The following is a 25,927-nucleotide window of genomic DNA, read 5'->3' as shown; positions in this document are numbered from 1 at the left end:
GCCAGGCTCATTGCTCAGTGGAATCACGAGCCCGGCTCCAGGCTCATACCTCGTTGGACAAGACTGCGGCTATGAAAAACGGCGATTCTGAGGGATAATCAGAACCTCAGTTGGTGCCAGAGGTCGTTGATTTCATTGATCCGGGAGTGTCCCAGATTATCACTGCCAACCTACTGAGGCTGATTCGTAATGGGGTGGTCACGGTTTCAGGCTATTGCTACCGGCTGGAGTGGCGGCCAATATGACCGTGCTCGTGGTCGCTGCCATGTCTGCGTGAAGCACACCGAACCGGAGTCGCCCCTACTTGTCGTCCAACTGTTGCGCCACGCGCTGAGCTTGGACTTGTCGGGCGCACTCGCCGGGCTCGGATTTCATGAGCCGGTTGCGCATGGCGCGTGGGGGCGGTGCCTTGGCGAAAGGGCGCCCGGGCCTCGCGGTCAGTGAACGGCGTCCGCTTCGTCCGCGGCGGCGGCGGGCGTGTCGTGGTCGGTGACCACGCGGCGCGCGCCGTCGAAGCGGCGGCGCCAGTAGCCCAGGTCCATGTCTTCCACGCGCACCTGCGCGCCGGGCCTGGGCGCATGGATGAACTTGCCGTCGCCCACATAGATGCCCACGTGGCTGAACGCGCGGCGCAGGGTGTTGAAGAACACCAGATCGCCGGGCTGCAGATCGTTTTTGTCGATCTTCTGCGTGGCGGCGGCCTGCTCGTTGGCGCGGCGCGGCAACAGCAGGCCCACGGTCTGTTCATAGATGGCGCGCACGAAGCCGCTGCAGTCGAACCCCGTGTCGGCATCGTTGCCGCCGCGGCGGTAGGGCACGCCGAGGAAGCCCATGGCGTTGACGACGAGTTCAGAGGCGCGCTGCCGCACCGACTGGCGCACATGGTCGATCCGCTCGATCAGGCCCTGGTCCGCGAGAAGCTGGTGGATGTCGTCCGCCGTGGGGGCGGTGGGGGCGGAGGGGGAGGGGGAGGCCGCCGGCGCCGCATGGGCGCTTGCGCAGACAAGTAACAAGACGCAGAACCATCGGGACATGGGGCGCAAGGGTAATCGACCCCAGTCCGGGGCGTCAAGCGAAAATACGGGCTGATTACATTTGAGAAAAAGACCTGTCCCATGCTGCTCGACGCTTGCGAATCCCAACTGGTGCTGGTGGATTACCAGGCCCGCCTGATGCCCGCCATCCACGACGGCGCCGCCGTGCTCGCGCAGGCGCTGCGGCTCGCGCGGATCGCGCGGATGCTCGATGTGCCGGTGTGGGGCACAGAGCAGAACCCCTCGCGCCTGGGTGAGAACGCGCCCGAGTTGCGCGCGCTGTGCGCCAGGACGCTGGCCAAGATGCATTTCAGCGCCGCCGAAGAAGGCCTGGGCGAATGGCTGCGCCCGCCCGCGCGCCCGCAGGGCGGCAACGCGCGCAGCCTGCCGCGGCACCTGCAGAAGCCCGCCCAGGCGCAGGCGCCCGAGCGCGGCAGCATCGTCATCGCCGGCTGCGAAGCCCATGTGTGCCTGCTGCAGACGGCGCTCGATTTGATCGAGGACGAGTTCGACGTGTGGGTGGTGACCGATGCCTGCGGCTCGCGCACCGAGCGCAACCGCGATGCGGCATTCGACCGCCTGGCCGGTGCCGGCGCGGAACTCGTGACCATGGAGATGGTGGCCTTCGAATGGCTGCGCACCGCGGAGCACCCGCTGTTCCGCGAAGCCCTGACGCTCATCAAATAACAGCACACAAGCATGAAGATGAAGCCCACGTGTGCCGCGCGCCAACCTGCCCTTGCAATACGGAAACCTGTTTCGACTGACCCTGAAGCATCGACCACAAAAGACGAATCAACTCGTCTTTATCGCTGTGGCTGAGTTCACTCAAATCGGGTAGTTTTTGCATTGCTTTGGATTTTCGCGCATCCTTTTCATGGGGGTGAGTAGTTGCTTTCCTTGAAGGGTTGTTGTGAATCAAAAGCAGCACCAAAGGCTTGATGTGCACTTTGAGAATAGGCGCGCGACGCGCTTCAATCTGTTCGTCATCGCACCCAAGCACAATCAATTGCTTGGCTGGTGGGCGGGTGTTTCAGCTTGGGCTTTGCCTTGCCATGCTTCGATTTTTTCTTCAACTTCCCTGGCCCCTTTGGCATACAGCTTCGCCTCCTCCGGCGCCAGCGCATGCAGCAGCCTGAGAAACTCGCCCGCATGGACGAGTTCTTCGTTGGCAATTTCGGTCAGCACCTTGATGGCCAGCGGGTGGTCGGTGGATTCGGCCAGCTGCATGTAGAGCTGGGTGGCCTCATACTCCGAGGCCACCATGAAACGAATGGCTCTGACCAGTTCCTGGGGAGTGAGTTTTCTGTCGTTGGCGAGCCCTGAAAAGGGGGATCCGAAACTTGGCATGGGTATTCTCCTGGTTTGGGCGCAAATGCGTGTTGCGTTGCGACTCCGTGACCATGTTAGTCTCTCACAAGAAACAAAACTTTTTTAGCACGATATTCAGACAGTCTGTCATCAATAATGGGGGCGTCGCAAGGGCCATGCCACGTGGCCCGCGACAATGACCAGGAGACACCCATGGCGGATTACGCGCAGTTCTACCGGCGCTCATTGGACGAGCGCGATGCTTTCTGGGCCGAGCAGGCGGAACTCATCGACTGGAAGCAGCCGCCGCAGCAGATCTGCGACTACAGCCACCCGCCGTTCGCGCGCTGGTTCGTGGGCGGCACCACCAACCTGTGCCACAACGCGGTGGACCGCCACTTGTCGCAACGGGCCCTGCAGCCCGCGCTGATCTGCGTTTCCACCGAAACCGGGCAGGAGCGCAGCTACACCTTCAGCGAGCTGCACGTCGAGGTGCAGCGCATGGCGGCGGTGCTGCGCGCCCTGGGCGTGCGCCGCGGCGACCGCGTGCTGCTCTACATGCCGATGATCGCCGAGGCTGCGTTCGCCATGCTGGCCTGCGCGCGCATCGGCGCGCTGCACACGGTGGTGTTCGGCGGCTTCGCGGCGAGTTCGCTGGCCTCGCGCATCGACGACGCCGAGCCCACGGTGATCGTGAGCGCCGACGCCGGCTCGCGCGGCGGCAAGGTCGTGCCCTACAAGCCACTGCTCGACGAGGCGCTGCGCATCGCGCACCACAAGACGGCCCAGGTGCTGATGGTGGAGCGCGGCCTGGCGCCCATGAGCCTGGTGCCGGGGCGCGACCACGCCTGGACCACGCTGCGCGAGCAGCACCTGAATGCCGAGGTGGCCTGCGAGTGGGTCGATGCCACGCACCCGAGCTACACGCTCTACACCAGCGGCACCACGGGCCGCCCCAAGGGCGTGCAGCGCGACACCGGTGGCTACGCCGTGGCGCTGGCGGCGAGCATGCGCCACATCTTCGACGCCGAGGCCGGGCAGACTCTTTTCACCGCCGGGCCGCCCCAAGGTGAAAAGGCGGCCCCATGTCCAAGCGGAGCGCAGGACGCGCCTGCGCCTGGGGGCGGCGACCCGCGCGAGCGGCGGAGCGTGGGGGTCTTTTTTTGCACCAGTGATATTGGCTGGGTCGTCGGCCACAGCTACATCATCTACGCCCCGCTGATCGCCGGCATGGCGACCATCCTGTACGAGGGGCTGCCGACGCGGCCCGACGCCGGCGTCTGGTGGAGCCTGGTGGAAAAGTACCGGGTCACGCACATGTTTTCCGCCCCCACGGCGGTGCGCGTGCTGAAAAAACAGGACCCGCGGTACCTGCGCCGGTACGACCTCTCCAGCCTCACCGCGCTGTTCCTGGCCGGCGAGCCGCTCGACGAGCCGACGGCGCACTGGATCAGCGACGCCCTGGGCGTGCCGATCGTCGATAACTACTGGCAGACCGAGACCGGCTGGCCCATCCTGACCATCGCGCGCGGCGTCGAGAAGCTGCCCACGCGCCTGGGCAGCCCCGGCTTTCCGATGTATGGCTACGACGTGCGGCTGGTCGATGAGGCCACTGGCGAGGATTTGAAGGAGCCCAACCAGAAGGGCGTCCTTGCCATCGAAGGCCCGCTGCCGCCGGGCTGCATGCAGACCGTCTGGCGCGACGACGCGCGCTTCGTGGGCACCTACTGGGGCAGCATCCCGGGCCGGCAGATCTACAGCACCTTCGACTGGGGCATCCGCGACAAGGACGGCTACTACTTCATCCTGGGCCGCACCGATGACGTGATCAACGTCGCCGGCCACCGCCTGGGCACGCGCGAGATCGAGGAATGCATCGCCCAGCACGCCGGCGTGGCCGAGGTGGCGGTGGTCGGCGTGGCCGACGCGCTGAAGGGCCAGGTGGCGATGGCCTTCGCCGTGGCGCGCGATGCCACGGGTCTAGACGCTGCCGCGCGGCTGCGGCTGGAGGGCGAGATCATGAAGCTGGTGGACGGCCAGCTCGGCGCCGTGGCGCGGCCCGCGCGCGTGCACATCGTCGCGCTGCTGCCCAAGACGCGCAGCGGCAAACTGCTGCGCCGCGCCCTGCAGGCCGTGTGCGAGGGGCGCGACCCGGGCGACCTGACCACCATGGAAGACCCCGCCGCGCTGGAGCAGGCGAGGGCGCTGGCGCAGGGATAGCGCCGCGCCCCAGGCGCCGCAATGGCTGCATGCGCAAACGACGCCTGCACCAGCACTTCGCGGAAAACGCCAGCACCCGCCGCTTGTTCTACAGCATCGCGGCGGGGCCGCTCACGCTGGCCGTGCCCTGGCCCCTCGCCTGGCCTGCAACATGCTGGTGCTGGCGTTGAGCATCGACGTGGTGGCCGGCGCGATGCAGGCGTCGGAAACTGCATACTCCCCATGCATCACCTTGCTGTCGCCCTAGATAAGGGCGGTATATATGCATACTCCCTGGGAGTATCAAAAATATCCGTGGCACGCCAGGCTTCTGGCGCGGCGCTCACTGCGCACCCCCCGCGCCTTCGAGCGCCAGCAGCGCCGACTTGCGCTCCAGCCCGCCCGCATAGCCCGTGAGGCCGCCGTCGGCACCCAGCACGCGGTGGCAGGGCACGACCACGCTGACCGGGTTGCGCCCCACGGCGGCGCCCACGGCGCGCACGGCGGCGGGCCGGCCCAGGCGCCCGGCAATCGCGCCGTAGGTCGTGGTGCGCCCGCGCGGAATGGCTTGCAGCGCCTGCCACACGGCCTGCTGGAACGCGGTGCCGCGCGACAAATCGAGCGGCAGCGAGAACTGTGGCCGCCGGCCCGCGAAGTAGCCCAGCAATTGTTCGGCGGCTTCGCGCAGCAGCGCGGCGGCGGGTGTGCCGGCGGGCGCATCCCGCCAGCCCGTGGTGTCGGGGCTGTGGCGCTGCCCGTCGAACCACAGGCCCGCCAGGCCCGCGTCGCTGGCGGCCAGCCGCACGCCGCCCAGCGGGCTCTGGAGGTGCATGGTGTAGAGGGGGGGGAATAGTTTTTTCATGGTCAAATCAGGCTCCAGCGCTTGTTTTACCTGCGCTGGCAGCTATCAACCTGGAACCGGCAGTTGGATGCGCCTGCCGGTGCCGTGATCGGGGCGTCAGGCAAGACGCGACGACGCGGCGGGCTACTGCCCGCAAGGAGGAGCAACGCCGCATGGCGCGCCGAGCGCGGTGCTGGCAGGTGCATAGCGCTCTCACCCACGAGGTGAACGCGATCGAAGCCATCAACGCTCGATTGCATGCGGCCTGGCAAGGGATACGAAGCGGTCAACTGCCGTTTCCAGGATCAATTCAGGAGTATCCGTGCAGGGCGCATGCCAGGCCCGCAGCACCGCATAGCTGCGCCAGGGCCGCCAGCCTTGCGCTGCGGCTTCGGCGGCGCGCGCCGTGGCGACGCCGAGCGCCTTTTGCAGCGCCACGTCGCCGGCCGGGAAGGCGTCGGGCCAGCGCAGCGCGCGCATGGCGACGTACTGCGCCGTCCAGTCGCCGATGCCGGGCAGCGCCCGCAGCGCGGCACAGGTGGCGGCCACGTCGGCGCCCGGGTACAGCGCCAGCCGGCCCGCGGCGGTTTCGCGCGCCAGCGCCTGCAATGCGGCCTGGCGCTGGCGCACGATGCCCAGCCGGCCCAGCGCGTCGCCGCTGGCCGCGGCCAGCGCGGCGGGGGTGGGGAAAAGGCGCGCCATGCCGGCGAATGGCGTTTCCACCGCCTCGCCGAACGCGGCCACCAGCCGCCCGCCCAGCGTGCGCGCCGCCGCTACGGTGACCTGCTGGCCCAGCACGGCGCGCACCGCCAGCTCGAAGCCGTCCGGCGTACCCGGCACGCGCAGGCCGTCGCCCAGCGGAAAGCGGGCGTGCAGCGCGGCGTTGATGGCCTGCGGGTCGGCGTCTAGGTCGAGCATGGCGCGCACGCGGGCGATCACCGCGGGCAGTGCCGGGGCCAGCGCATCGCCCACCTCCAGCAGCACGCGGGCATGCGGCACGTCGAAGCGCAATGCCAGCCAGCCGCAGCGGGCCTGCGCGCCCTGGCCCACGCGCAGCGTGCGCATCAGGCGGGCGCCGTCCACCGCCTCCATGCCCGGCAGCGCGCGGCGGGCGAAGAAATCCAGCATCGCCGCCGCGTCGTAGGGCGGGCGCCAGCCCAGGCGCACCACGGTGGCGTGCGGCCCCGGCGCCGCCGCGCCCGCGCGGCGCAGTGCGCTGGGGTTGAGGCCGTAGCGGCCCGAGAAGGCGCTGTTGAATCGACGCACGCTGGCGAAGCCGCTGGCGGCGGCCACCTCGGCCATGGGCAGTCGCGTGTCGGCGATCAACTGCTTGGCCGCCAGCAGACGGCGCGTCTGCAGGTACTGCAGCGGCGACACGCCGAAATGCGCCTCGAAGATGCGGCGCAGGTGCCGGTCGCTCACGCCCAGGCGCGCGGCCACGCGGGCGGCGCCGGGCGGCTCGCCAGCGGCCCAGGCGTCGGGCTCGTCCATCAGGCGCGCGGCCTGCAGCGCGAGGATGCGGGTGGCGTCCTCGGTGCTCCAAGCGGGCCCCGGGCCCGCGCGCGGTGCCAGTTCGGGCCGACAGCGCAGGCAGGGGCGGAAACCCGCCGCCTCGGCCTGCGCTGCCAGGTGGAAGAAGCGGCAGTTCTCGCGGCGCGGCAGCTTCACGCGGCACACGGGGCGGCAGTAGATGCCGGTGGAGATGACGGCGGTGAAGAAGCTGCCGTCGAAGCGCGCGTCGTGCGCCTTCAGCGCGCGCCAGCAGACGTCGCGCTCGGCTGCGTCGTCGATGGAGCCAGGGGTGTCTTGCATGCATGGATGATAGGCCGCGTACCCCGCGCGGATGCGCCATTTCCGGACATGCGAGCCCGCGCCCGGTGCCTACAATGGTCGCTGCTGTCCACACCATCTACTCCCTCGAAGGATTTCCCGATGCAGATCACCCCGTCGATCTTCAAGGCCTACGACATCCGCGGCACCACACCCGTCACCATCAATGAAGAGGTGGCCCACGCGATCGGCAGGGCCTTCGGCACCCATGCGCTGGCGGCGGGCGAAACCACCGTCGCCGTGGGCCGCGACGGGCGCCTGAGCGGCCCGGCGCTGGTAGCCGCCCTGGTGCGCGGGCTCACCGAGGCGGGCGTGCAGGTGATCGACATCGGCATGGTCACCACGCCCATGCTGTACTTCGCCGCCGCCACGCTGTGCCAGAGCGGCATCCAGATCACCGGCAGCCACAACCCGCGCGACGACAACGGCTTCAAGATGGTGCTGGCGGGAAAGGCCATCTACGGCGACGAGATCCAGGCCCTGCGCCAGACGATCGAGGCCGAGAGCTGGACGCTGCGCGCGGGCGGCGGCGTGCGCCAGGCCGACGTGTTGCCGGCCTACAAGGAGCGCATCGCCACGGGCGTGAAGCTCTCCAGGCCCATGAAGGTCATCATCGACTCGGGCAACGGCGTGACCGGCGCCTCTGCCCCCGGGATCTTCCGCGCCCTGGGCTGCGAGGTGGTCGAGCTGTTCACCGCGGTGGACGGCAGCTTCCCCAACCACCACCCGGACCCGAGCAAGCCCGCCAACCTGCAGGACCTGATCGCCGCGCTGAAGACCAGCGACGCCGAGCTGGGCCTGGCCTTCGACGGCGACGGCGACCGGCTGGGCATCGTGACCAAGGACGGCAACAACATCTTCCCCGACCGGCAGTTGATGCTGTTCGCCCGCGACGTGCTCTCGCGCGTGCCGGGCGGCGAGATCGTGTTCGACGTGAAGTGCACCCAGCGCCTGGCCCCGGCCATCCGCGAGGCCGGCGGCGTGCCGGTGATGTACCGCACCGGCCACTCGCTCATCAAGGCCCGCATGCGCGACAGTAAAAACGAACGTGGCGCGCCGCTGGGCGGCGAGATGAGCGGCCACATCTTCTTCAAGGAGCGCTGGTACGGCTTCGACGACGGCACCTACGCCGGCGCGCGCCTGCTGGAAATTCTGAGCCGCGAGAAAGACCCGAGCGCCGTGCTGAACGCGCTGCCCACGAGCCATTCCACGCCCGAGCTCAACGTGGCCTGCGCCGAGGGCGAACCGCACGCGCTGGTCAAGCAGCTCGTGGAGATCGCCCGCTTCGACGCCCCGGCGGAAGTCAGCACCATCGACGGCGTGCGCGTGGACTGGCCCGACGGCTTCGGGCTGATCCGCGCATCGAACACCACGCCTGTATTGGTGCTGCGCTTCGAGGGCCAGACGCCCGAGGCGCTGCACCGCATCGAGGGTGCGATGCTCGGGCTGCTGCGGCAAGTGAAGCCCGACGCAAAGCTCGGTGCTTGCGCCCACTGAGCTTGCTGCGCGGCCTGTATTGCCTCGCCACCTGGCTGGGCCAGCCGTGGCTGCGTGCCAAGCTCGCGCGCCGCGGGGTGGCCGAGCCGTGCTATCTGCAGGCGGTCGACGAGCGCTTCGGCCGCTACACCCAGCCGCCCGGCAGCGGCTACATATGGATCCACGCCGTATCGCTCGGCGAAACCCATGCCGCCGCCATCCTGCTGGCCGCACTGCGCGAACGCCTGCCCGGCATGCGCCTGCTGCTCACCAACGGCACCGCCACGGGCCGCGTTGAGGGGCAAAAGCTGCTGCGCGAAGGCGACGTGCAGGTCTGGCAGCCGTGGGATACACCGGGCGCCGTGCGGCGCTTCCTGCGCCACTTCCAGCCGACGATGGGCATCCTCATGGAAACCGAGGTCTGGCCCAACCTCGTTGCCGGCTGCCGCGCCCATGGCGTGCCGCTGGCGCTGGCCAATGCGCGGCTCAGCGCCAAGTCGCTGCGGCAAGCCGAGCGGCTGGCCGCGCTGGCCCGGCCCGCCTATGGCGCGCTCACGGCGGTATGGGCGCAGACCGAGGCCGACGCCGAGCGCCTGCGCAGCCTGGGCGCGCCGGTGGCGGGCGTGTTCGGCAACCTGAAGTTCGACGCCGCGCCCGACGCGGCGCAGCTCGCGCAAGGCCGTGCCTGGCGTGCCGCCATGGGCCGGCCCGTGCTGCTGTTGGCCAGTTCGCGCGAGGGCGAGGAGGCGATGTGGCTGGAAAGCTTGAAGCGTTTTCGGCCTCCAGCGCAGGTGGATCAAGCGCTGGCAGCTATCAATCCAGTAGCAAGCGGCGTGCAGTGGCTGGTCGTGCCGCGACACCCGCAGCGCTTCGATGCCGTGGCGGCGCTGATCAGGCAGGCCGGTTTCAGCGTATCGCGCCGCAGCACATGGGGCGACGGCCCGCCGCAGCCCGCCGACATCTGGCTCGGCGACAGCCTGGGCGAGATGGCGCTGTACTACGGTTTGGCCGACGTGGCGCTGCTCGGGGGCAGCTTCGCCCGGCTGGGCGGGCAGAACCTGATTGAAGCAGCGGCCTGCGGCTGCCCGGTCGTGATGGGGCCGCACACCTTCAACTTCGCCGAGGCGGCGCAGCGAGCGCAGCGCCTGGGGGCTGCCGCCCGCGTTGCATCGCTGGATGCTGCCGTGGCCCAGGCCTATGCCTGGGCCATGAATCCGCAGCGGCATGAAGCGATGGTGCGCGCCGCATCGGAGTTTGCATCGGCGCAGCAAGGCATCGCTGACCGCATGGCCGCAGCGGCGGCATTGTTGGCGGCTTCGGTCGGCGCAAGAACTTGAGGGCTATTCGCGCGGTTCGGCTGGCTTTTCAGTAGCGCGGCACGCCCGCGTCGCGCTCATGCGACCAGGCGTCGATGCCGCCCGCGATGTTGGCGACCTGCGCGAAGCCGTTGGCCGCCAGGAACGACGCCACGCGCAGGCTGCGCGCGCCGTGGTGGCACAGGCAGGCCACGGGGCGTTCGGGCTCCAGTTCGCCCAGGCGGGCGGGCACTTCGCCCATGGGGATGGCCACCAGCCGGAAGCCGGCCTCGGGCGCCACGCTGGCGGTCTGCAGCTCCCACGGTTCGCGCACGTCCAGCACGACGGGTGGTTCAGCGTCCGGGGCGCCGGCCTGCGCGGCGAGCCAGTCGGACAGTTGGGCGGGGCGGACCTGGGCGATCATCTGCGGGCGCGTCAGAAGCTGAAGTGCGAAGGCTCGGGGAAGTGCTCCAGCCGGGGCACGACGATGTCCCACGGCTCGGAAACGACGAAGCTGCTGCCCGTGCGGCGCACGACGGTGGCGCGCATCATGGGCTCGTCGCCCACCACGGCTTCGAGCCGTCCGCCGTCCTTGAGCTGGTCGAGCAGGTTCTGCGGCACGCGGGCCACCGAGCCGCTGACCACGATCACGTCGAACGGGCCGCCCGAGATGGCGCCGACGGCGCCGTCGGCCTGCAGCACCTGCACGTTGGCGATGCCGGCCTTGCGCAGGTTGGCCTGGGCCATGCGCACGAGTTCGGGCCGGATGTCCACGCTGACCACGCTGGCGGCCAGCCGCGAGAGCAGGGCGGCCATGTGGCCCGAGCCGGCGCCGATCTCCAGCACGCGCTCGTGCGGCTGGATCTGCAGATCCTGCAGGAAGCGCGCCTCTACCTTGGGCGCCAGCATGCATTGGCCGCCGGGCAGGGGGATTTCGAGGTCCATGAACGCCTGCGCGGCGTGCTCGGCGGGCACGAAATCCTCGCGCCGCACTTCGGCCAGCAGGTCGAGGATGCGCGGGTCCGACACATGCCAGGGGCGGATCTGCTGCTCCACCATGTTGAAGCGGGCCTGCGCCAGCGGGTCGGCGATGTCTGCTTCGGTGTTCAAGGGCAGGTTCATGGCGGTCAGGGCTCCGGGAGAAAAAAGAAAGAATGGGATGTGGGGGGCATGTCGCGCGGGGGGCAAGCTTTTCGATTCTAGTGCGGTGTTCAACGCTAAGCAGCACATAAAACCGCGCCTTTTGACCGCATGGCGGCGTTGCAAATCCTCGCGATAGCTACGGCTATCGCTGTGGTTTGCGCCTTGCCCTGCGCCAAAACGCATCGCTTTTATTGGTGCCGCCAAGCATCGAACACTGCACTAGGCGGCTGCACGCTCGGCATCGACTCCGTGCGGAACTCGCCGCGCGCGCCATGCCGCGCTCCAGCATCTGGTGCAGCAGGCCCTGCGCCGGCCCCACCACCTCGGCGCGGACGCGGGTGGCGGCAAAGCCTTTCTCGACGAAGAGGTCGAGCGCGGCGTCCAGCGGTTCCCCGGGGCGGGCCTCCTTGCGGCGCTCGCGGCGCGGCGGCACGGCGGCGCGGCGTCGGTCTTGGCACGGCAGAGGAGCTGGGGGAGCGGCATGCGGTTTCATGAGGACTTACGCAAATCGAAGGATGCGGCAAGGGGCTGCGCCAGGGAGAGGACGACTGGCTTCGACCTGTTTCGCGTAAGTCGTATTGATGACTGATTGGCTATCAACCTAGAAACGGCAGTTGAATCCCCAAAATTCGAGCAAGTGCCTGTCATGCATTGAGTTTCCATGCTTTCCAGACTCACCCATTTGGAACTGCTCTGCAGTCACGCGAAGTCTTTGGAAACCCGCATGGATATTGGGTTTCTTCAGTTTTTCGGTTGGTTCAACTGCCGGATTTAGGATCAATGTAGACATCCTGCCTTGCAGCGTCAACCAGACTCCAGACGGTTGGCCGGCAGGGGCTGCGGGACTATCAGAAAAATAGCATCCTACGCAGGCAGAGCAAGCGCTGGATGGCATTTTCGATGTTGAACTACCGGCGCGTGGAAGGTTTTTGCATGCTGCCACACCGGCATCGGATTTGCGGGCCACAATGCGCCAGCACACCCCAGGAGGAGGGCAATGACGACACAAACCATCACACTGGCGGGCGGCTGCTTCTGGTGCACCGAGGCCGTGTTCGACCGCGTGCGCGGCGTGACCGACGTGGAAAGCGGCTATGCCAATGGCCGCGTGCCGCACCCGAGCTACGAGCAGGTCTGCACGGGCGACACGGGCTACGCCGAAGCCGTGCGGCTGGAGTTCGACGATCAGCAGATCAGCCTGCACGAGATTCTCGAAATCTTCTTCGCCACGCACGACCCGACCACGCTCAACCGCCAGGGCAACGACGTGGGCACACAGTACCGCAGCGGCATCTACACCCACACGCCCGAGCAGCAGCAGCAGGCCGAGGCCATGCTGCGCCAGATGGCCGCCGACAGGCTGTTCGGCGGCGCCTCCATCGTGACGGAGGTGCAGCCGCTGGCGAACTACTGGCCCGCCGAGGACTACCACCAGAACTACTTTGCCAAGCACCCGAACCAGGGCTATTGCGCCTTCGTGGTCGGCCCGAAGGTGGAGAAGTTCCGCAAGACCTTTGCGCGCCATCTCAAGCCCGAATGACATCCATGAAGAAACTCCTTGGCGTCCACGCCGCGCCGCGCCCGCACTGGGTGGGCGACGGCTTCCCGGTGCGCTCGCTGTTCAGCTACGACGGCCTGGGCCGGCAACTGAGCCCGTTCCTGCTGCTCGACTACGCGGGCCCGGCGCAGTTCGCCCCGGCATCGCGTCCGCGCGGTGTGGGCCAGCATCCGCACCGCGGCTTCGAGACCGTGACCATCGTCTACCAGGGCGAGGTGGAGCACCGCGACTCCACGGGCGCGGGCGGCCACATCGGCCCGGGCGACGTGCAATGGATGACCGCCGCGGGCGGCATCGTGCACGAGGAATTCCATTCCCAGGCGTTCACCGGGCGCGGCGGCACGCTGGAGATGGTGCAGCTCTGGGTCAACCTGCCGGCCAGGGACAAGATGGCCGCGCCGGGCTACCAGACCCTGGCGGACGCCAGCATTCCCGGCGTGGCCCTGCCCGGCGGCGCGGGCCGGGTGCGCGTGATCGCCGGCGCCTTCGGTGGCCGGCACGGGCCCGCGCGCACCTTCACGCCCATGGACGTGTGGGACGTGCGGCTCGCCCAGGGTGGCACGGCCCGCTTCGAAACGCCCGACGGCCACACGCTGGCGCTGGTCGTGCTGCACGGCACGGTGCGGGTCAACGGCGAAACGGTGGTGCGCGAGGTGGAACTCGCGCAGTTCGACCGTGCCGGCGGCGGGGTTGAAATCGTGGCCGACACCGACACCGACACCGACACCGACGCCACGCTGCTGCTGCTCGGCGGCGAGCCGATCGACGAGCCCATCGCCGGATACGGGCCATTCGTGATGAACAGCGAATCAGAACTCCGCCAGGCCATCGCGGACTTCAACAGCGGACGCTTCGGGCAGATCGCGCCAACGGGCGCCTGAGCCGCGCAGCGCTGCCTGCACCGGGGGAGGGCGACTAGTGCAGTGTTCGATGCTTGGCGGCACAAATAAAAGCGATGCGTTTTGGCGCAGGGCAAGGCGCAAACCACAGCGATAGCCCCAGCTATCGCGAGGATTTGCAACGCCGCCATGCGTCAAAAGGCGCGGTTTTATGTGCTGCTTAGCGTTGAACACTGCACTAGAATGATCGCCCTCCATGCCCGCGCCTTCATCCGTGCCCCTTCTGCAGCGCCTGCGCGGCGCTGCCAGCCCGCGCTGGCTGTGGGCGCTGCTGCTGGCCCTGTGCCTGGCGCCCGCGCTGGGGCAGATGCACGAGGTGCTGCACGGGCCCCATGCCCACGGCGCGCATGCCGGCGAGGCGCATGACGATGCCCATGGCTGGGCCGCCCTGTTCGCCGGCCATGGCACGGCTGCCGACTGCCACCTGTTCGACCAGTTGAGCCACGGCGGCGGCGCAGCGCCCGTGCTGGCGCAGGCGCTGCCGCTGCTGCCTGCCGTGCAAGCCTTTGCCGCGCCTGCCACGGGCCGGCTGGCCGTGGCGCTGGCCGCCGCGTTCCAGGCACGCGCGCCGCCGGTTTTCCGCTGAACCGCTTCCCTCCGTAGGGCCCGCTTCCCACGCACCGCGCGTGCGGCGGCTGGCTGCCCCTGGTTGCGTCTCTTTTTTCGGAAAACCCATGAATCCAGCATTCCGCCGCAGCGCCGTCAGCGCTGCCATCCTCGCCTGGGCCGCGTCGTCGGCCCTCCTGTCACCCTCCCTCGCGTCCGCGCAGGACGCCTCCCCCGACGCGCAAAGCCTGAAGGAAGTCACCGTCACCGGCAACCCCCTGGGCAGCAGCGACCTGATCGCCCCGGCGGCCACCTACAGCGGCGACGGACTCACGCTGCGGCGCGGCACCACGCTGGGCGACACGCTCGACGGCACGCCCGGCGTATCGGCCACGTACTTCGGCCCCAACGCCAGCCGGCCCATCATCCGCGGACAGGACGGCGACCGCATCCGCGTGCTGCAGAACAGCGGTGCGACGCTCGACGCCTCGGCGCTGAGCTACGACCACGCGGTGCCGATCGACCCGCTGACCATCGAGCGCATCGAAGTGCTGCGCGGCCCCGGTGCACTGCAGTACGGCGGCAGCGCCGTGGGCGGCGTGGTCAACGTGATCGACAACCGCATCCCCACCGAGCCGCTCGACGGCGTGATGGGCCGCGCCGACCTGGGCGCCGCCACCGGCAACCACGAGCGCAGCGCCGGCGTGCTGGTGGAGGGCAGCAATGACCGCTTCGCGCTGCACGTCGATGCGTTCGACCGCCACACGCAGGACGTGAAGGTGCCCACGGACCTGGATTGCGAAAACTCTGCCACGCCCGGCTTCGGGCGGCGCATCTGCAATTCCGCCAGCAGCACGCACGGCGGCGCGGTGGGCGGCACGCTGTTCTTCGACCATGGCTATCTGGGCGCATCGGCCGCCACCTACCGCAGCAGCTACGGCACGGTGGCCGAGGACGACGTGCGCATTGGCATGCAGAGCGACCGCTACGCGCTCGAAGGGCTGTGGCGCAACCCCATGGACTTCATCCAGAACATCAAGGCCCAGTTCGGCCACACCAGCTACGAGCACACCGAGTTCGAGGGCGGTGAGCCCGGCACGCGCTTTGCCAACGACGGCAACGACCTGCGCGTGGAAGTGCGCCACGCCAGGCTGGGCCCGCTGGAAGGCGTGGTGGGCCTGCAGAGCGACGCCACCCGCTTCTCCGCCGTGGGCGAAGAGGCATTCGTCCCCTTCAGCCGCACGCGCAGCGACGCGCTCTTCATCCACGAAGAACTCGCCACCGGCTGGGGCCGCCTGAGCTTCGGCGCGCGCACCGAGCAGGTGAAGGTGGATTCGTTCGGCAACCCCGACGTGGACCGCTTCGCGCCCGACAGCCACAAGTTCAGCCCGCACAGCGCGGCGGTGGGGGCGCTGGTGTGGCTGGCGCCGCAGTGGCAACTGACCAGCAACCTGGCCTACACCGAGCGCGCGCCCAAGGACTACGAGCTGTATGCCAACGGCCCCCACGTGGCCACCGCGGCCTGGGAAACCGGCGATGCCAGCCTGAAGAAGGAACGTTCCACCAACTTCGACATCGGCGCGGGCTGGAAGGACGGCCCGCACAAGTTCAACGTCAATGCCTACATCAGCCGCTTCGGCAACTACATCGGTCTGGTGCCCACGGGCGACACGCTGAGCGGCGAGGGAGAACGCAACCCCGACCCCGCCAGCGGCGAGGAAGCCTTCCCCGAATACGCCTACCACGGTGTGCGCGCCCGCTTCACCGGGCTGGAGGCCAGCGGCACCGTGCGCCTGCTGGGTGAGCGCGGCGTGGCCGGCAGGGCGGCGGACGGCTCGGTGCTCGACCTGGACCTGCGCGGCGACCTAGTGCGCGCCACCAACCTCGACACCAACGAACCGCTGCCGCGCATCGCGCCCGCTCGCCTGGGCGCCACGCTGGCTTGGGGCGAAGGACCGTGGGGCGCCCGGCTGGGCTTCGACCACCTGGCCGCGCAAAACCGCGTGCCCGACGACGGCAGCCGCGCCACCGACGCCTACACGCTGTGGAAGGCGGCCTTCACCTACCGTGCCAAGGTGCAGGCCGGCACCACCCCGGCCAGCCTGCTGTGGTATGCGCGGCTGGACAACATCACTGACAAGCTGGCCTACAGCGCCACGTCGATCCTGACCAGCACCGCGTTTCCGAAAGCGCCGCTGCCGGGGCGCAGCCTGAAGATCGGCCTGCAGGCGAGTTTCTGACGCGGGGCGCGCAGAGCAGGGCGAGGCGGGCGCCGCTACCATTGCCGGCTTTGCTTGGGCCCTGCGCGTGAACCACCCCGCCACCGTGGCGCTGCCGGCCATCTTGCTGCTGGTCGGGCCGTGGGCCGGGCATTGAGCATCAAACAAGCCCCTCGCGCTTGATCTGCCTGCGGCACCAGCTATCAAAATGGTAGTTGCCGGCGCATCCGCCGGACGCGTCAGCCCAGCCGGAAATTCGACACCGCCGGCCCGCCCATGAAGGCGTCCTCGTGGTACACGCGGCTGGCGGGCTCCGCTTCGGCAGCGCCCACGGCCACCATCAGGGGGATGAGGTGCTCCTCGCGCGGGTGGCACAAGCGCGCAGCGGGCGCGGCGGCCCAGTCCAGCAGGCCCTGGGTGCGCGCCGGCGGCGGCGCTTGCACAACGGTCTGCAGCAGCCAGTCGTCGAACAGCTTGGAAGGCGCGCGCGCCTGCGGGCCGAAGGCGCGCAGGTTGTGGTACGTCAGGCCGCTGCCGATGATGAGCACGTCCTCGTCGCGCAGGGGCGCCAGGGCGCGGCCCAGCGCCAGGTGCGCCGCCGGCTCCAGCCCCCTCTTGAGCGAGAGCTGCACCACGGGCACCTGCGCTTCGGGGTAGATGGCGCGCATGGGCGAGAACATCCCGTGGTCGTAGCCGCGGCTGGCATCCAAGCCGGCGGGCAGGCCGGCGGCCCCCAGCAGGTCCAGCACCCGCTGCGCCAGCGCGGGCGAGCCGGCGCTGCGATAGTGCACGTGGTAGGTGTGCTCGGGAAAGCCGCCGTAGTCGTAGACCATGCCGGGCTGGGCGCTGCCCTGCACGGTGAACACGTCTTCCTCCCAGTGGGCGGAAATCATCAGGATGGCCTGGGGCGTGCGGCCCACCTGGCGCGGCATGTCGGCCAGCGCAGCGGCCAGCTTGTCGTAGGCGCCGCCCGTTTCGGCCCGCATCCAGGGCCAGGGGCCGCCACCGTGGGAGATGAAGTAGACGGGCAGGCGGGGAAGGGTGGTGTGTTGCGTCATGGCTTGCGTGATTCCTTGCCATGAACCTGGAAACGGCAGTTGGATGCGCCTGCCGGTGCCGTGATCGGGGTGCCAGGCAAGACGCGACGACGCGGCGGGCTATTGCCCGCAAGGAGGAGCAACGCCGCATGGCGCGCCGAGCGCGGTGCTGGCGGGTGCATAGCGCTCTCACCCAAAAGGTGAACGCCATCGGAGTCATCAACGATAGATTTCATGCGGCCTGTCAAGGAATACAAAGCGGTCAACTGCTGTTTCCAGGTTGAATGTAGGGACATCCACCCGGGAGTCGATGGCTGCCGTTTGGATGGAGCGTTCCAAAAATTTGAACGATGCCGGCCCTATTTTTTACGCACGGTGGATTCGCTGGCCTTTGCCGGCATGGGGGCCAGGGGCTGCAGCTCCGACGGGTCGTGCGCCTTGGGATCCCCGCGCAGATAGACGCGCATCCTGCCGCGCTGCATCAGCACGAAATCAACCGTGACCTCCCGGCCCTGGAGCAGGAAGCGGGCGCCTGGCTTGTACAAGTCCATGTATCGATTCTTTGCCTTGTGAATTGCATCACCATGACCTTTACCCGGTTTCCAGCGTGGGAATCGGGGTCGGTCCGGGTCGGCTTGGCCGGCAGGGCGAATCCCGGTGGCTGTCGGCGTGGGCTGGCCTATTGCGCCAGCGAACGCACCAGCCGTACCACCAGTTCCTCGCCGCGCCCCATGTTCGCGCTTGCTTCGCCGCTCGCCATGTCCACGGCCCAGGCCTGGCGTGTGCCGATGACGGCGCCGCCGGCCTGGTTGCCCTGCGCGGCGGTGCCGTAGCTGTAGGGGTTGTTCAGGCGCGTGGCGATGCTGACCGTGCTGCTCCAGTGCCAGTCCAGCGGCGCGGCGGGAAAGTAGCGCATGTCCAGGCCCGGCGGTTTGGCGGACTTGTCCCACAGCCGGCGCAGCTCGTTGGCGCGCGGCAGCCGCCAGCCCGTGCCGTCGGCCTTGCCGCGCTCCAGGGCCAGCGTCTGGGCCTGCGCATACGCCATGCGCAGGGGCGTGCCGGTGCAGGTCTTGCCATTCCACGCCATGCCTTCCACGCAGCGCTGCCATTCGAGCCGGTAGGTGGTGTCGATCACGGAGGCGCCGCCCGGCGCGGGCTGGAAGCGCGGGGAGGGTGGCGGGGAGGGCGGCGGGGCCGCCGACGGTTGCTGCGCCCGGCCCGCCAGGCAGGTTGCCGCGCCCAGCAGCAGCGCGCCGGCGGCGCGGACTGGCAGGGGCCAGCGGTTCGGAGGCGGCTGCAAGGTCTTCATGGCGCTGGATTGTCGGCGCTTTCCGTCGCCCATTCAGAAAAACCGGTTCGCCGGTCGGGGCAGGCCCAGGTTCTCGCGCGGGGCGCGGCCCTCGTATTCGCGTCGGAAGATGCCGCGGCGCTTCAGTTCGGGAACGGCCTTTTCGACGCAGGCGTCGAGTCCGGCGGACAGGAAGGGAAACATGAGGTTGCCCAAAAAAATCAGCAGATCCGAAAATTGCAGGCAATCTCAGCCAGTGATGGGCAGGAAAACGGCGGTTTCAAGAGGTTCCCAGCCCTTCCTCGCTGTACGGGTAGTAGGCGGAACAATTCGAATCTGACCCCTATTTTCCCTGGAGGATGCAGAGGCAATATGTGCCTCCAGCGCTTGATATATCTGCGCTGACAGCTATCAAAAACATAGTATCCCAAGCGCCCGCGCCGCCTGTGGCACACTCGCCCGCTTTCCGTTTCATCTTGCCCGACATGCAGAAAATCATCGCCCAGATCGCCGCTGAAATCCGTGTTGCCGCGCACCAGGTGCAGGCCGCCGTGGATCTGCTCGACGGCGGCGCCACGGTGCCCTTCATCGCGCGCTACCGCAAGGAGGCCACGGGCGGGCTAGACGACATCGAGCTGCGCGAACTGGAGGCGCGGCTGTCCTACCTGCGCGAACTGGAAGACCGCCGCGCCACCGTGCTCAAGAGCATCGACGAGCAGGGCAAGCTGACCGACGCGCTGCGCGCGCAGATAGCCGCCGCACCGACCAAGCAGGAGCTGGAAGACCTGTACCTGCCGTTCAAGCAGAAGCGCCGCACCAAGGGCCAGATCGCGCGCGAAGCCGGCATCGAGCCGCTGGCCGACAGGCTGTTCGCCGATCCCACGCTCGACCCGGCCGTCGAGGCCCGGGCCTTCCTGCGCCCGCCCGAGGTGCTCGACGACGGCAGGCCCGGCGCTGATTTCTCCACCGTGCCGGCGGTGCTCGACGGGGTGCGCGACATCCTGAGCGAACGCTGGGCCGAGGACGCCGCGCTGGTGCAGTCCCTGCGCGAATGGCTCTGGGTCGAGGGCCTGCTGGCATCCAGGAGGGTGGACGGCAAGGATGAAAACGCCCCCGAGGTGGCCAAGTTCCGCGACTATTTCGACTACGACGAGCCGATAGGCCGCGTGCCGTCGCACCGTGCCCTGGCGGTGTTCCGGGGCCGGGCGCTGGAGATCCTGGAGGCCAGGCTGGTGCTTCCTGTCGAACCCGAACCCGGCAAGCCCAGCATCGCGGAAGGCAAGATCGCCCTGCACCTGGGCTGGAGCCACGCGGGCCGCCCGGCGGACGACCTGATCCGCAAGTGCGTGGCGTGGACCTGGCGCGTCAAACTCAGCATGAGTACCGAGCGCGACCTGTTCGCCCGCCTGCGCGAGGAGGCCGAGAAGGTGGCCATCAAGGTCTTCGCCGACAACCTGCGCGACCTGCTGCTGGCCGCTCCGGCGGGCGCGCGCACCGTGATGGGCCTGGACCCGGGCATCCGCACCGGCGTCAAGGTGGCCGTGGTGGACAGCACGGGCAAGCTGGTGGAAACCGCCACCGTCTATCCGCACGAGCCGCGCCGCGACTGGGACGGCGCCCTCGCCACGCTGGGCCGGCTGTGCATGAAGCACGGCGTGAACCTGATCGCCATCGGCAACGGCACCGCCAGCCGGGAGACGGACAAGCTGGCCGCCGACCTCATCAAGTTATTGGGAAAACAGGCCGCAGCGCCCATAAATACTGCGGTGGCAGCTATCGAAAAGATAGTGGTGAGCGAGGCCGGAGCCTCGGTCTACAGCGCCAGCGAATATGCCAGCCAGGAAATGCCCGACGTGGACGTGAGCCTGCGCGGGGCCACCAGCATCGCCCGCCGCCTGCAAGACCCGCTGGCCGAGCTGGTGAAGATCGACCCCAAGAGCATCGGCGTGGGCCAATACCAGCACGACGTGAACCAGGGCGAGCTGGCGCGCACGCTCGACGCCGTGGTGGAAGACTGCGTGAACGCCGTGGGCGTGGACCTGAACACCGCCAGCGCGCCGCTGCTCAGTCGCGTGTCGGGGCTCTCCGGCAGCGTGGCCAAGGCCGTGGTGCGCTGGCGCGAGGCCAACGGCGCCTTCGCCAGCCGGCAGGATTTGTTGAAGGTCACCGGCCTGGGCGCCAAGACCTTCGAGCAGAGCGCAGGCTTCCTGCGCATCCGCGGCGGCGCCAACCCGCTGGACATGACCGGCGTGCACCCCGAGACCTACCCGGTGGTGGAGCGCATCATCGAACAGACGGGCCGGCCCGTGGCCGAGCTGATGGGCCGCGCCGAGATGCTCAAGACGCTCAAGCCCGAGCTGTTCGCGGACGGGAAGTTCGGCGTCATCACCGTGAGGGACATCCTCTGCGAGCTGGAAAAGCCGGGTCGCGACCCGCGCCCGGACTTCAAGGTGGCGCGCTTCAACGAGGGCGTGGAAGACATCAAGGACCTCAAGGAAGGCATGGTGCTCGAAGGCACGGTCAGCAACGTGGCCCAGTTCGGCGCTTTCGTGGACCTGGGCGTGCACCAGGACGGGCTGGTGCACGTGAGCCAGTTGAGCCACAAGTTTGTCAACGACGCCCGCGAGGTGGTGAAGACCGGCGATATCGTCAAGGTGAAGGTGATGGAAGTGGACGTGGGCCGGGGCCGCATCGGCCTGACGATGAAGCTCGACGCCGCACCCGCGCGCAGGGACGGCCCGCGCGACAATCGCTTCGAAGGGGCAGGGCGGGGCGCCGGGCGCTGGCAGGGGGGCGGGCCGGCCGTGGGCGGCAGCGCGATGGCGGATGCGTTCGCCAAGCTGCAGGGTTTGCGTAAGTAGCCACGACTTGGCAAGAAGAATGCATTCCCGCCGTCAAAGCCCGCCCCGGCCAGACGGTGAGGCATGGTAAAGACCTTGCGCAAGATAAAAGTCGAAGGCTTCAAATCCATCGAGAGTGCCGAACTGGAATCAGGCGATCTCCCCGATGGCCACCCCAAACTGCTCCAGGCAGGACTATTCGCTGTCCGATGGCGCCTTGCGCTTTATCTGCCTTGCACTGCGCTGGCATCGGTCTTCGCCCGGCTGCCCGGTGGGCCGAGCGCGTTGACGCCGCGGCGGCTGGCCGCATAATCCTTCCTCCGCCCCCTCTACCCACCCAGGAACCGCCGCCCCATGGCCATGGAGTTGAACGAGTTGCTGGCATCGCGCACCGCCTTGCCCAGCATCCCGCGTGTGGTCGCGCTGCTGCTGACCGAGCTGGACCGCGACGAGCCCGACCTGCGGCGCGTGGGCCAGCTCGTCAGTACCGATCCGGCACTGACGGCGCGCATGCTGCAGTTGGCCAATTCGGCGTACTTCCAGCTCGCGCGCCGCATCGGCGGCGTGTCGGAGGCGCTGGCCATCCTGGGCATGGAGCATGTGCGCTCGCTGGTGGCGGGCGCGGCGCTGGGCACCACGTTCAAGTCGGTGCCGGGCATGAACATGCAGCAGTTCTGGCGCTACAGCCTCGACGTGGCCAAGCTCTCGCGCCTGCTCGCGGGCATCGTCAAGCTCAACCAGAACGCCGCCTTCACCACCGGCTTGCTGCATGCCGTGGGCGAACTGGTGATGCACCTGGGCATGCATGCCGAGATGGTGCAGCTCAACGAGGCCATGCCCCCGCTGGACCTGCGCCGCGCCAAGGCCGAGCAGCGCGCGTTCGGCTACTGCTACGCGCAGGTGAGTGCGGGGTTCGCGCGCGAATGGCAGTTCCCCGAGTCCATCGTGGACGCGCTGGAATACCAGACTGCGCCGTTCGAGGAAGACGCCTACGAGCCGCTGGCCGGCGTGGTGCACCTGGCCACCTGGCGCGCCCGCGCACGCGAGGCGCGGCTCGACGAAAAGGAAATGGCCGTCACCTTCCCCGACGTGGTGGGCCTGGCGCTCACGCTCGACATTGACATGGTGCTGCAGCAGGAACCGATCGACTGGACTTCGGGCCAGGAGGCGAGCCAGTTCGCATAGCCAGACAGCGCTTCTTTTTTGATAGCTGCCACCGCAGGCAGATCAAGCGCTGCGGGCCTATTTTGTTTGGAATCTACAGCGACGCTTCGAGCATCGCCAGGTAGTCCTCGCGCGAGGCGGTGCGCGGGTTGGTCTTGTGGCAGTGGTCGGCCATGGCGCCGTCGATCACCTGCTCGAACAGGGCGGGCGTCACGCCGAGCGCGGCCAGGCCCTTGGGCAGGCCGAGCCGCGCGTTCATGTCGCGGATGGCCTCGCCGATGTCGCCCGCCGTGTCCACGTGCATCGCCTGCGCCATGCGCCGCAGGCACTGTTGCTTGCGCACTGATTCAGCCTCGGCGTTGAAGGCGATGACGGCGGGCAGGAACAGCGCGTTGAGCGTGCCGTGGTGCAGGCGCGGGTTCACGCCGCCCAGGCTGTGGCTCAGGCTGTGGACGCAGCCCAGCCCTTTCTGGAACGCCATCGCGCCCTGCATGCTGGCGCTCATGAGGTTCAGCCGCGCCTCGCGGTCACCGCCGTCCTGGGTGGCGCGCTCGATGTGGCCCCAGGCGCGCTCCAGCCCGTCGAGCGCGATGCCATCGGCGGGCGGGTTGAAGGGCGGGGCCATGAAGGTCTCCATGCAGTGGGCGATCGCGTCCATGCCCGTGGCGGCGGTCAAGAGCGGCGGCAGGCCCAGCGTCAGCTCCGGATCGCAGATCGCCGCCCTGGGCACCAGGTGCCACGAATGGAAGCCGAGCTTGCGGTGGTCGTCCACGATGATGATGGCGCCGCGCGCCACCTCGCTGCCGGTGCCGCTGGTGGTGGGCACGGCGATGATCGGCGCCACGCGCTCCGTGATGCGCGGCGAACCGCCCTCGATGGTGGCGTAGGTTTTCAGCGGTCCTTCGTGCGTGGCGGCGATGGCGATGCCCTTGGCGCAGTCGATGGCGCTGCCGCCGCCCACGGCGATCAGGCCGTCGCAGCCATTCGACTTGTACACCGCCACGGCGGCGCGCACGGCGGCTTCGGTGGGGTTGGACGGCGTCTGGTCGAACACCGCCACGGGCAGACCGGGCAGGGCGTCCAGTGCTTTTTGCAAAACCCCCGCGGCCTTGACGCCGGGGTCGGTGACGACCAGTGGGCGCGCGATGCCCACGCGCTCGCATTCCTGCCGCAGCAGCCGGACGGCGCCAAAATCGAACTGGACCTGGGTGATGTAGTAGATGAGAGCCATGGGGTGCCGTGCCAAATGCGGGGAATGGGATGGAACAGGACAAAACTCTACAGGGCGGGCAAGGCCATGGGAATGAAGCAAACCGTTCCGCAATACCTATGCAAACCTAGTCATTTCTGACTAAATATGCTGCTTGCTTCCTGCTTCACTGAGGTTGGTTTCACCGCGCTCTTGCGAGCGCGGCCAGCGCCATCCTCTCCACAGGCTGACGCGGTGGAACTCACCGCCATGTTCTTCAAGTTGACCGCCGCATTCACATCCCGGTCGTGGTGCGTTGCGCAGGCGGGGCACGTCCATTCGCGCACGGCCAGTGACAGGGTTTCGAGCCTGTGCCCGCAGCCCGAACACGTTTTGCTGCTCGGGTAGAAGCGAGCCGCCACCACCACCTGGCCGCCGCGCATCGCCGCCTTGTATTCCATCTGCCTTCGGAACTCGAAAAAGCCCATGTCGGCGATGGAGCGCGCCAGATGGCGGTTACGCACCATGCCGCGCACGTTCAGGTCTTCGATGCCGATGGTGTGAAAGCGCCGCGTCAGATCGATCGTGAGCTGGTGCAGCGCGTCCTGCCGGATGTTGGCGATGCGGGCATGCAGCTTGGCCAGCTTGCCTTTGGCCTTCTTGCGGTTGGACGATCCTTTTTGCTTGCGGCTCAGACTGCGCGAGAGCCGTTGCAGGCGGGCCAGCAGCGCCTTGTGCGGCTTCGGGCCGTCGATGGTTTCTCCCGTCGAGAGCGTCGCCAGTGCCGAGACACCCAAATCCACGCCCACCGCGCCTTGGTTTTCGGCTTTGGGCAGGTGTGAATCATCCTGGGTATCCACGTCAATGCTGACAAACCACCTATCGGCCACACGGGAGACAGTGGCCGACAAGATCTTGCCCGCGAAACGCAACGACTCGCGCATACGCACCCATCCCAGATGGGGGATGCGTATGCGGCAGCCGTCGATGCTGAACTGGTCATTGGTGAGCGTGAAGCGGTCATGCACGCCCTTCTTGCGCAACTGCGGGTATTTGGCGCGGCCTGCAAAGAAGTTCTGGAACGCCTGCCCCAACTGGATGATCGCCATCTGCGGCGCGTTCTTCGTGACTTCCAGCATCCACGGGAATTGCTCGCGCTTGAGCGCGTTCAATTGGCGGCGCAGCGCCGCTTGCGATGGCTTGGGCTGGCTGTTGTCCGCTTTCCACGCCTCGTACTGCCGTTTCCACTCGGTCAGCGCCCAGTTATAGGCAAAGCGGGCGGTGCCAGCGGCGCGGGCAAAGTAAGTGGTCTGCACGTTGTTCGGGTCAAGCGCGATCTTGTGGGCAATCAGCATGCAGCATTCTCCACGGCGGTCCGAACGCCATCGAGCAGCTTCTGGTTCTTGCGCGAACGGCTGCCGTACAGCCTGGCACTGAACACCGTGATGATCTCCAGCACGTCCTTGGCGAGGTCTTCCTCGAAGGTCGAATCATCGCCCTGGTTGAGAATCACCACCTCCACGCCCTTGGCCTCGCAGACGGCAAAGACGAGTTCCGCGCCAAAGCGCAGCAGCCGATCCTTGTGCGTGATGACCAGCCGCCCGATCTCGCCGTCGATGATGGCATCGAGCAGCCGCTTGAGGCCCTTCTTGTGATAGTTCATGCCGCTGCCCAGGTCGGCGATGACTTCGAACGTCCAGCCCTGGCGGGCGCAGTAGAGTTCCAGTACCTGCTTCTGCCGTTCCAGATCGTCTTTCTGGTCGTGACTGGACACACGGGCGTAGGCGATGGTGCGACGCCTCGCCTCGTCTTCTGCGCGAAACATCTCCGGGCGGAGCTTCGCCAGATCGTAGCGACGATGACCGCCAGCCGTGTGCTCCGCACTCAGCCGCCCAGCCGCTTCCCAGCGCCGCAGTGTCGTGATCGACACGCCAAGTGCTTGTGCGGCTTCGCCTATGCCTACCAATCTCTCCATCTAGGGGATATTAGCATGGATATGGATAGATTCTATTCGACCTGTTCAAACCCTCATCGCCGCCGCGACGCGCGCCCATGCCT

At 68.1% G+C, this 25,927-nt stretch carries 26 protein-coding genes and 1 pseudogene; 11 read left to right on the top strand and 16 right to left on the bottom strand.

Going from position 1 to position 25,927, the window contains the following annotated elements; translation table 11 throughout:
- Nucleotides 1–437: 437 nt before the first annotated feature.
- A complete protein-coding gene (locus PY257_RS11070; protein WP_275741723.1) occupies nt 438–1,034 on the bottom strand; it encodes a C40 family peptidase in 597 nt (198 codons plus the stop codon).
- Between the two features lie 81 nt (nt 1,035–1,115).
- Between PY257_RS11070 and PY257_RS11065 the strand changes: the two genes are divergently transcribed.
- Nucleotides 1,116–1,721, top strand: coding sequence for an isochorismatase family protein (locus tag PY257_RS11065; protein WP_275741721.1), 606 nt, complete (start codon nt 1,116–1,118; stop codon nt 1,719–1,721).
- Here the strand turns inward: PY257_RS11065 and PY257_RS11060 are convergent.
- Nucleotides 1,714–2,037 carry a hypothetical protein gene (locus tag PY257_RS11060; protein ID WP_275741719.1) on the bottom strand — a complete coding sequence of 108 codons (324 nt, stop codon included), beginning with the start codon at nt 2,035–2,037 and terminating at the stop codon, nt 1,714–1,716. The two genes, PY257_RS11065 and PY257_RS11060, sit on opposite strands and share 8 nt — an antisense overlap.
- Nucleotides 2,038–2,039: 2 nt before the next feature.
- Nucleotides 2,040–2,384: a ferritin family protein gene (locus tag PY257_RS11055; RefSeq protein WP_275741717.1), complete on the bottom strand. Its 345-nt coding sequence runs from the start codon at nt 2,382–2,384 to the stop codon at nt 2,040–2,042.
- Nucleotides 2,385–2,558: 174 nt separating this feature from the next.
- On the opposite strand from PY257_RS11055, the gene PY257_RS11050 reads away from it, so the two are divergent.
- Nucleotides 2,559–4,565, top strand: coding sequence for a propionate--CoA ligase (locus PY257_RS11050; protein ID WP_275741714.1), 2,007 nt, complete (start codon nt 2,559–2,561; stop codon nt 4,563–4,565).
- Between the two features lie 322 nt (nt 4,566–4,887).
- Here the strand turns inward: PY257_RS11050 and PY257_RS11045 are convergent, their stop codons facing one another.
- Together PY257_RS11045 and PY257_RS11040 are read right to left on the bottom strand one after the other, a co-directional pair.
- Entirely contained in the window at nt 4,888–5,406 is a 519-nt protein-coding gene (locus tag PY257_RS11045) for a methylated-DNA--[protein]-cysteine S-methyltransferase (RefSeq protein WP_275741712.1), read from the bottom strand.
- Between the two features lie 222 nt (nt 5,407–5,628).
- The gene (locus PY257_RS11040; RefSeq protein WP_275741710.1) at nt 5,629–7,197 is read right to left on the bottom strand and encodes a DNA-3-methyladenine glycosylase 2 family protein; all 1,569 of its coding nucleotides are present in this window, start codon (nt 7,195–7,197) and stop codon (nt 5,629–5,631) included.
- 120 nt (nt 7,198–7,317) lie between these two features.
- Here PY257_RS11040 and PY257_RS11035 point away from each other — a divergent pair, with 120 nt between their 5' ends.
- Together PY257_RS11035 and PY257_RS11030 are read left to right on the top strand one after the other, a co-directional pair.
- The gene (locus tag PY257_RS11035) at nt 7,318–8,712 is read left to right on the top strand and encodes a phosphomannomutase/phosphoglucomutase (RefSeq protein ID WP_275741708.1); all 1,395 of its coding nucleotides are present in this window, start codon (nt 7,318–7,320) and stop codon (nt 8,710–8,712) included.
- A complete protein-coding gene (locus tag PY257_RS11030; RefSeq protein WP_275741727.1) occupies nt 8,709–10,028 on the top strand; it encodes a 3-deoxy-D-manno-octulosonic acid transferase in 1,320 nt (439 codons plus the stop codon). The genes PY257_RS11035 and PY257_RS11030 overlap by 4 nt, the downstream gene beginning before the upstream one ends.
- 28 nt (nt 10,029–10,056) lie before the next feature.
- Here the strand turns inward: PY257_RS11030 and PY257_RS11025 are convergent, their stop codons facing one another.
- The 3 genes from PY257_RS11025 to PY257_RS11015 all read right to left on the bottom strand — a co-directional run bounded on the left by PY257_RS11025 (nt 10,057) and on the right by PY257_RS11015 (nt 11,562).
- On the bottom strand, nt 10,057–10,410 hold the full coding sequence (locus PY257_RS11025) for a rhodanese-like domain-containing protein (protein WP_275741706.1): 354 nt from the start codon (nt 10,408–10,410) through the stop codon (nt 10,057–10,059).
- Between the two features lie 11 nt (nt 10,411–10,421).
- Complete coding sequence (locus PY257_RS11020) at nt 10,422–11,108, bottom strand: protein-L-isoaspartate O-methyltransferase family protein (protein WP_275741704.1); 687 nt, start codon at nt 11,106–11,108, stop codon at nt 10,422–10,424.
- Between the two features lie 163 nt (nt 11,109–11,271).
- Nucleotides 11,272–11,562: a hypothetical protein gene (locus PY257_RS11015; protein ID WP_275741729.1), complete on the bottom strand. Its 291-nt coding sequence runs from the start codon at nt 11,560–11,562 to the stop codon at nt 11,272–11,274.
- Between the two features lie 564 nt (nt 11,563–12,126).
- On the opposite strand from PY257_RS11015, the gene msrA reads away from it, so the two are divergent.
- The 4 genes from msrA (at nt 12,127) to PY257_RS10995 (ending at nt 16,372) form a co-directional block, all read left to right on the top strand.
- Nucleotides 12,127–12,669: a peptide-methionine (S)-S-oxide reductase MsrA gene (gene msrA, locus PY257_RS11010; RefSeq protein ID WP_275741702.1), complete on the top strand. Its 543-nt coding sequence runs from the start codon at nt 12,127–12,129 to the stop codon at nt 12,667–12,669.
- A 5-nt stretch (nt 12,670–12,674) separates the two neighbouring features.
- Entirely contained in the window at nt 12,675–13,568 is an 894-nt protein-coding gene (locus tag PY257_RS11005; RefSeq protein WP_275741700.1) for a pirin family protein, read from the top strand.
- A gap of 214 nt (nt 13,569–13,782) precedes the next feature.
- Entirely contained in the window at nt 13,783–14,172 is a 390-nt protein-coding gene (locus PY257_RS11000) for a hypothetical protein (protein ID WP_275741698.1), read from the top strand.
- A gap of 88 nt (nt 14,173–14,260) precedes the next feature.
- Complete coding sequence (locus tag PY257_RS10995; RefSeq protein WP_275741697.1) at nt 14,261–16,372, top strand: TonB-dependent receptor; 2,112 nt, start codon at nt 14,261–14,263, stop codon at nt 16,370–16,372.
- Nucleotides 16,373–16,590: 218 nt separating this feature from the next.
- On the opposite strand, the gene PY257_RS10990 is transcribed toward PY257_RS10995, so the two are convergent.
- The 5 genes and pseudogenes from PY257_RS10990 to PY257_RS10970 form a co-directional block, all read right to left on the bottom strand.
- Nucleotides 16,591–17,409, bottom strand: a complete 819-nt coding sequence (locus PY257_RS10990) for a DODA-type extradiol aromatic ring-opening family dioxygenase (RefSeq protein WP_275741696.1) — start codon at nt 17,407–17,409, stop codon at nt 16,591–16,593.
- Nucleotides 17,406–17,624 (bottom strand): hypothetical protein, encoded by a 219-nt coding sequence (locus PY257_RS10985; RefSeq protein WP_275741694.1) that lies wholly within the window; start codon nt 17,622–17,624, stop codon nt 17,406–17,408. The genes PY257_RS10990 and PY257_RS10985 overlap by 4 nt, the downstream gene beginning before the upstream one ends.
- A 123-nt stretch (nt 17,625–17,747) precedes the next feature.
- Nucleotides 17,748–17,939 (bottom strand): hypothetical protein, encoded by a 192-nt coding sequence (locus PY257_RS10980; RefSeq protein WP_275741692.1) that lies wholly within the window; start codon nt 17,937–17,939, stop codon nt 17,748–17,750.
- Between the two features lie 128 nt (nt 17,940–18,067).
- Complete coding sequence (locus PY257_RS10975) at nt 18,068–18,697, bottom strand: Lcl C-terminal domain-containing protein (protein WP_275741690.1); 630 nt, start codon at nt 18,695–18,697, stop codon at nt 18,068–18,070.
- A gap of 33 nt (nt 18,698–18,730) precedes the next feature.
- Nucleotides 18,731–18,886, bottom strand: a pseudogene (locus PY257_RS10970) (LLM class flavin-dependent oxidoreductase); the annotation flags it as partial.
- A gap of 275 nt (nt 18,887–19,161) precedes the next feature.
- On the opposite strand from PY257_RS10970, the gene PY257_RS10965 reads away from it, so the two are divergent.
- From PY257_RS10965 to PY257_RS10955, 3 genes are all read left to right on the top strand, one after another.
- Nucleotides 19,162–21,537, top strand: a complete 2,376-nt coding sequence (locus tag PY257_RS10965; protein WP_275741687.1) for a Tex family protein — start codon at nt 19,162–19,164, stop codon at nt 21,535–21,537.
- Between the two features lie 63 nt (nt 21,538–21,600).
- Nucleotides 21,601–21,828 carry a hypothetical protein gene (locus tag PY257_RS10960; RefSeq protein WP_275741685.1) on the top strand — a complete coding sequence of 76 codons (228 nt, stop codon included), beginning with the start codon at nt 21,601–21,603 and terminating at the stop codon, nt 21,826–21,828.
- A gap of 48 nt (nt 21,829–21,876) precedes the next feature.
- A complete protein-coding gene (locus PY257_RS10955; RefSeq protein ID WP_275741725.1) occupies nt 21,877–22,701 on the top strand; it encodes an HDOD domain-containing protein in 825 nt (274 codons plus the stop codon).
- A gap of 73 nt (nt 22,702–22,774) precedes the next feature.
- Here PY257_RS10955 and PY257_RS10950 read toward each other — a convergent pair whose 3' ends face one another.
- The 3 genes from PY257_RS10950 to PY257_RS10940 form a co-directional block, all read right to left on the bottom strand.
- Entirely contained in the window at nt 22,775–23,911 is a 1,137-nt protein-coding gene (locus PY257_RS10950) for an iron-containing alcohol dehydrogenase (RefSeq protein ID WP_275741683.1), read from the bottom strand.
- Between the two features lie 110 nt (nt 23,912–24,021).
- Nucleotides 24,022–25,224 carry an RNA-guided endonuclease InsQ/TnpB family protein gene (locus tag PY257_RS10945; protein WP_275741681.1) on the bottom strand — a complete coding sequence of 401 codons (1,203 nt, stop codon included), beginning with the start codon at nt 25,222–25,224 and terminating at the stop codon, nt 24,022–24,024.
- On the bottom strand, nt 25,218–25,844 hold the full coding sequence (locus tag PY257_RS10940; protein ID WP_275741679.1) for an IS607 family transposase: 627 nt from the start codon (nt 25,842–25,844) through the stop codon (nt 25,218–25,220). Before PY257_RS10940 ends, PY257_RS10945 begins: the two co-directional genes overlap by 7 nt.
- Nucleotides 25,845–25,927: the final 83 nt, after the last annotated feature.

This window comes from Curvibacter soli (assembly GCF_029211125.1).
In the GTDB taxonomy this organism is placed as follows: domain Bacteria; phylum Pseudomonadota; class Gammaproteobacteria; order Burkholderiales; family Burkholderiaceae_C; genus Curvibacter_A; species Curvibacter_A soli.
The sequence above is the reverse complement of the archived record's forward strand: the minus strand, read 5'-3'. Positions and strand labels throughout refer to the sequence as shown.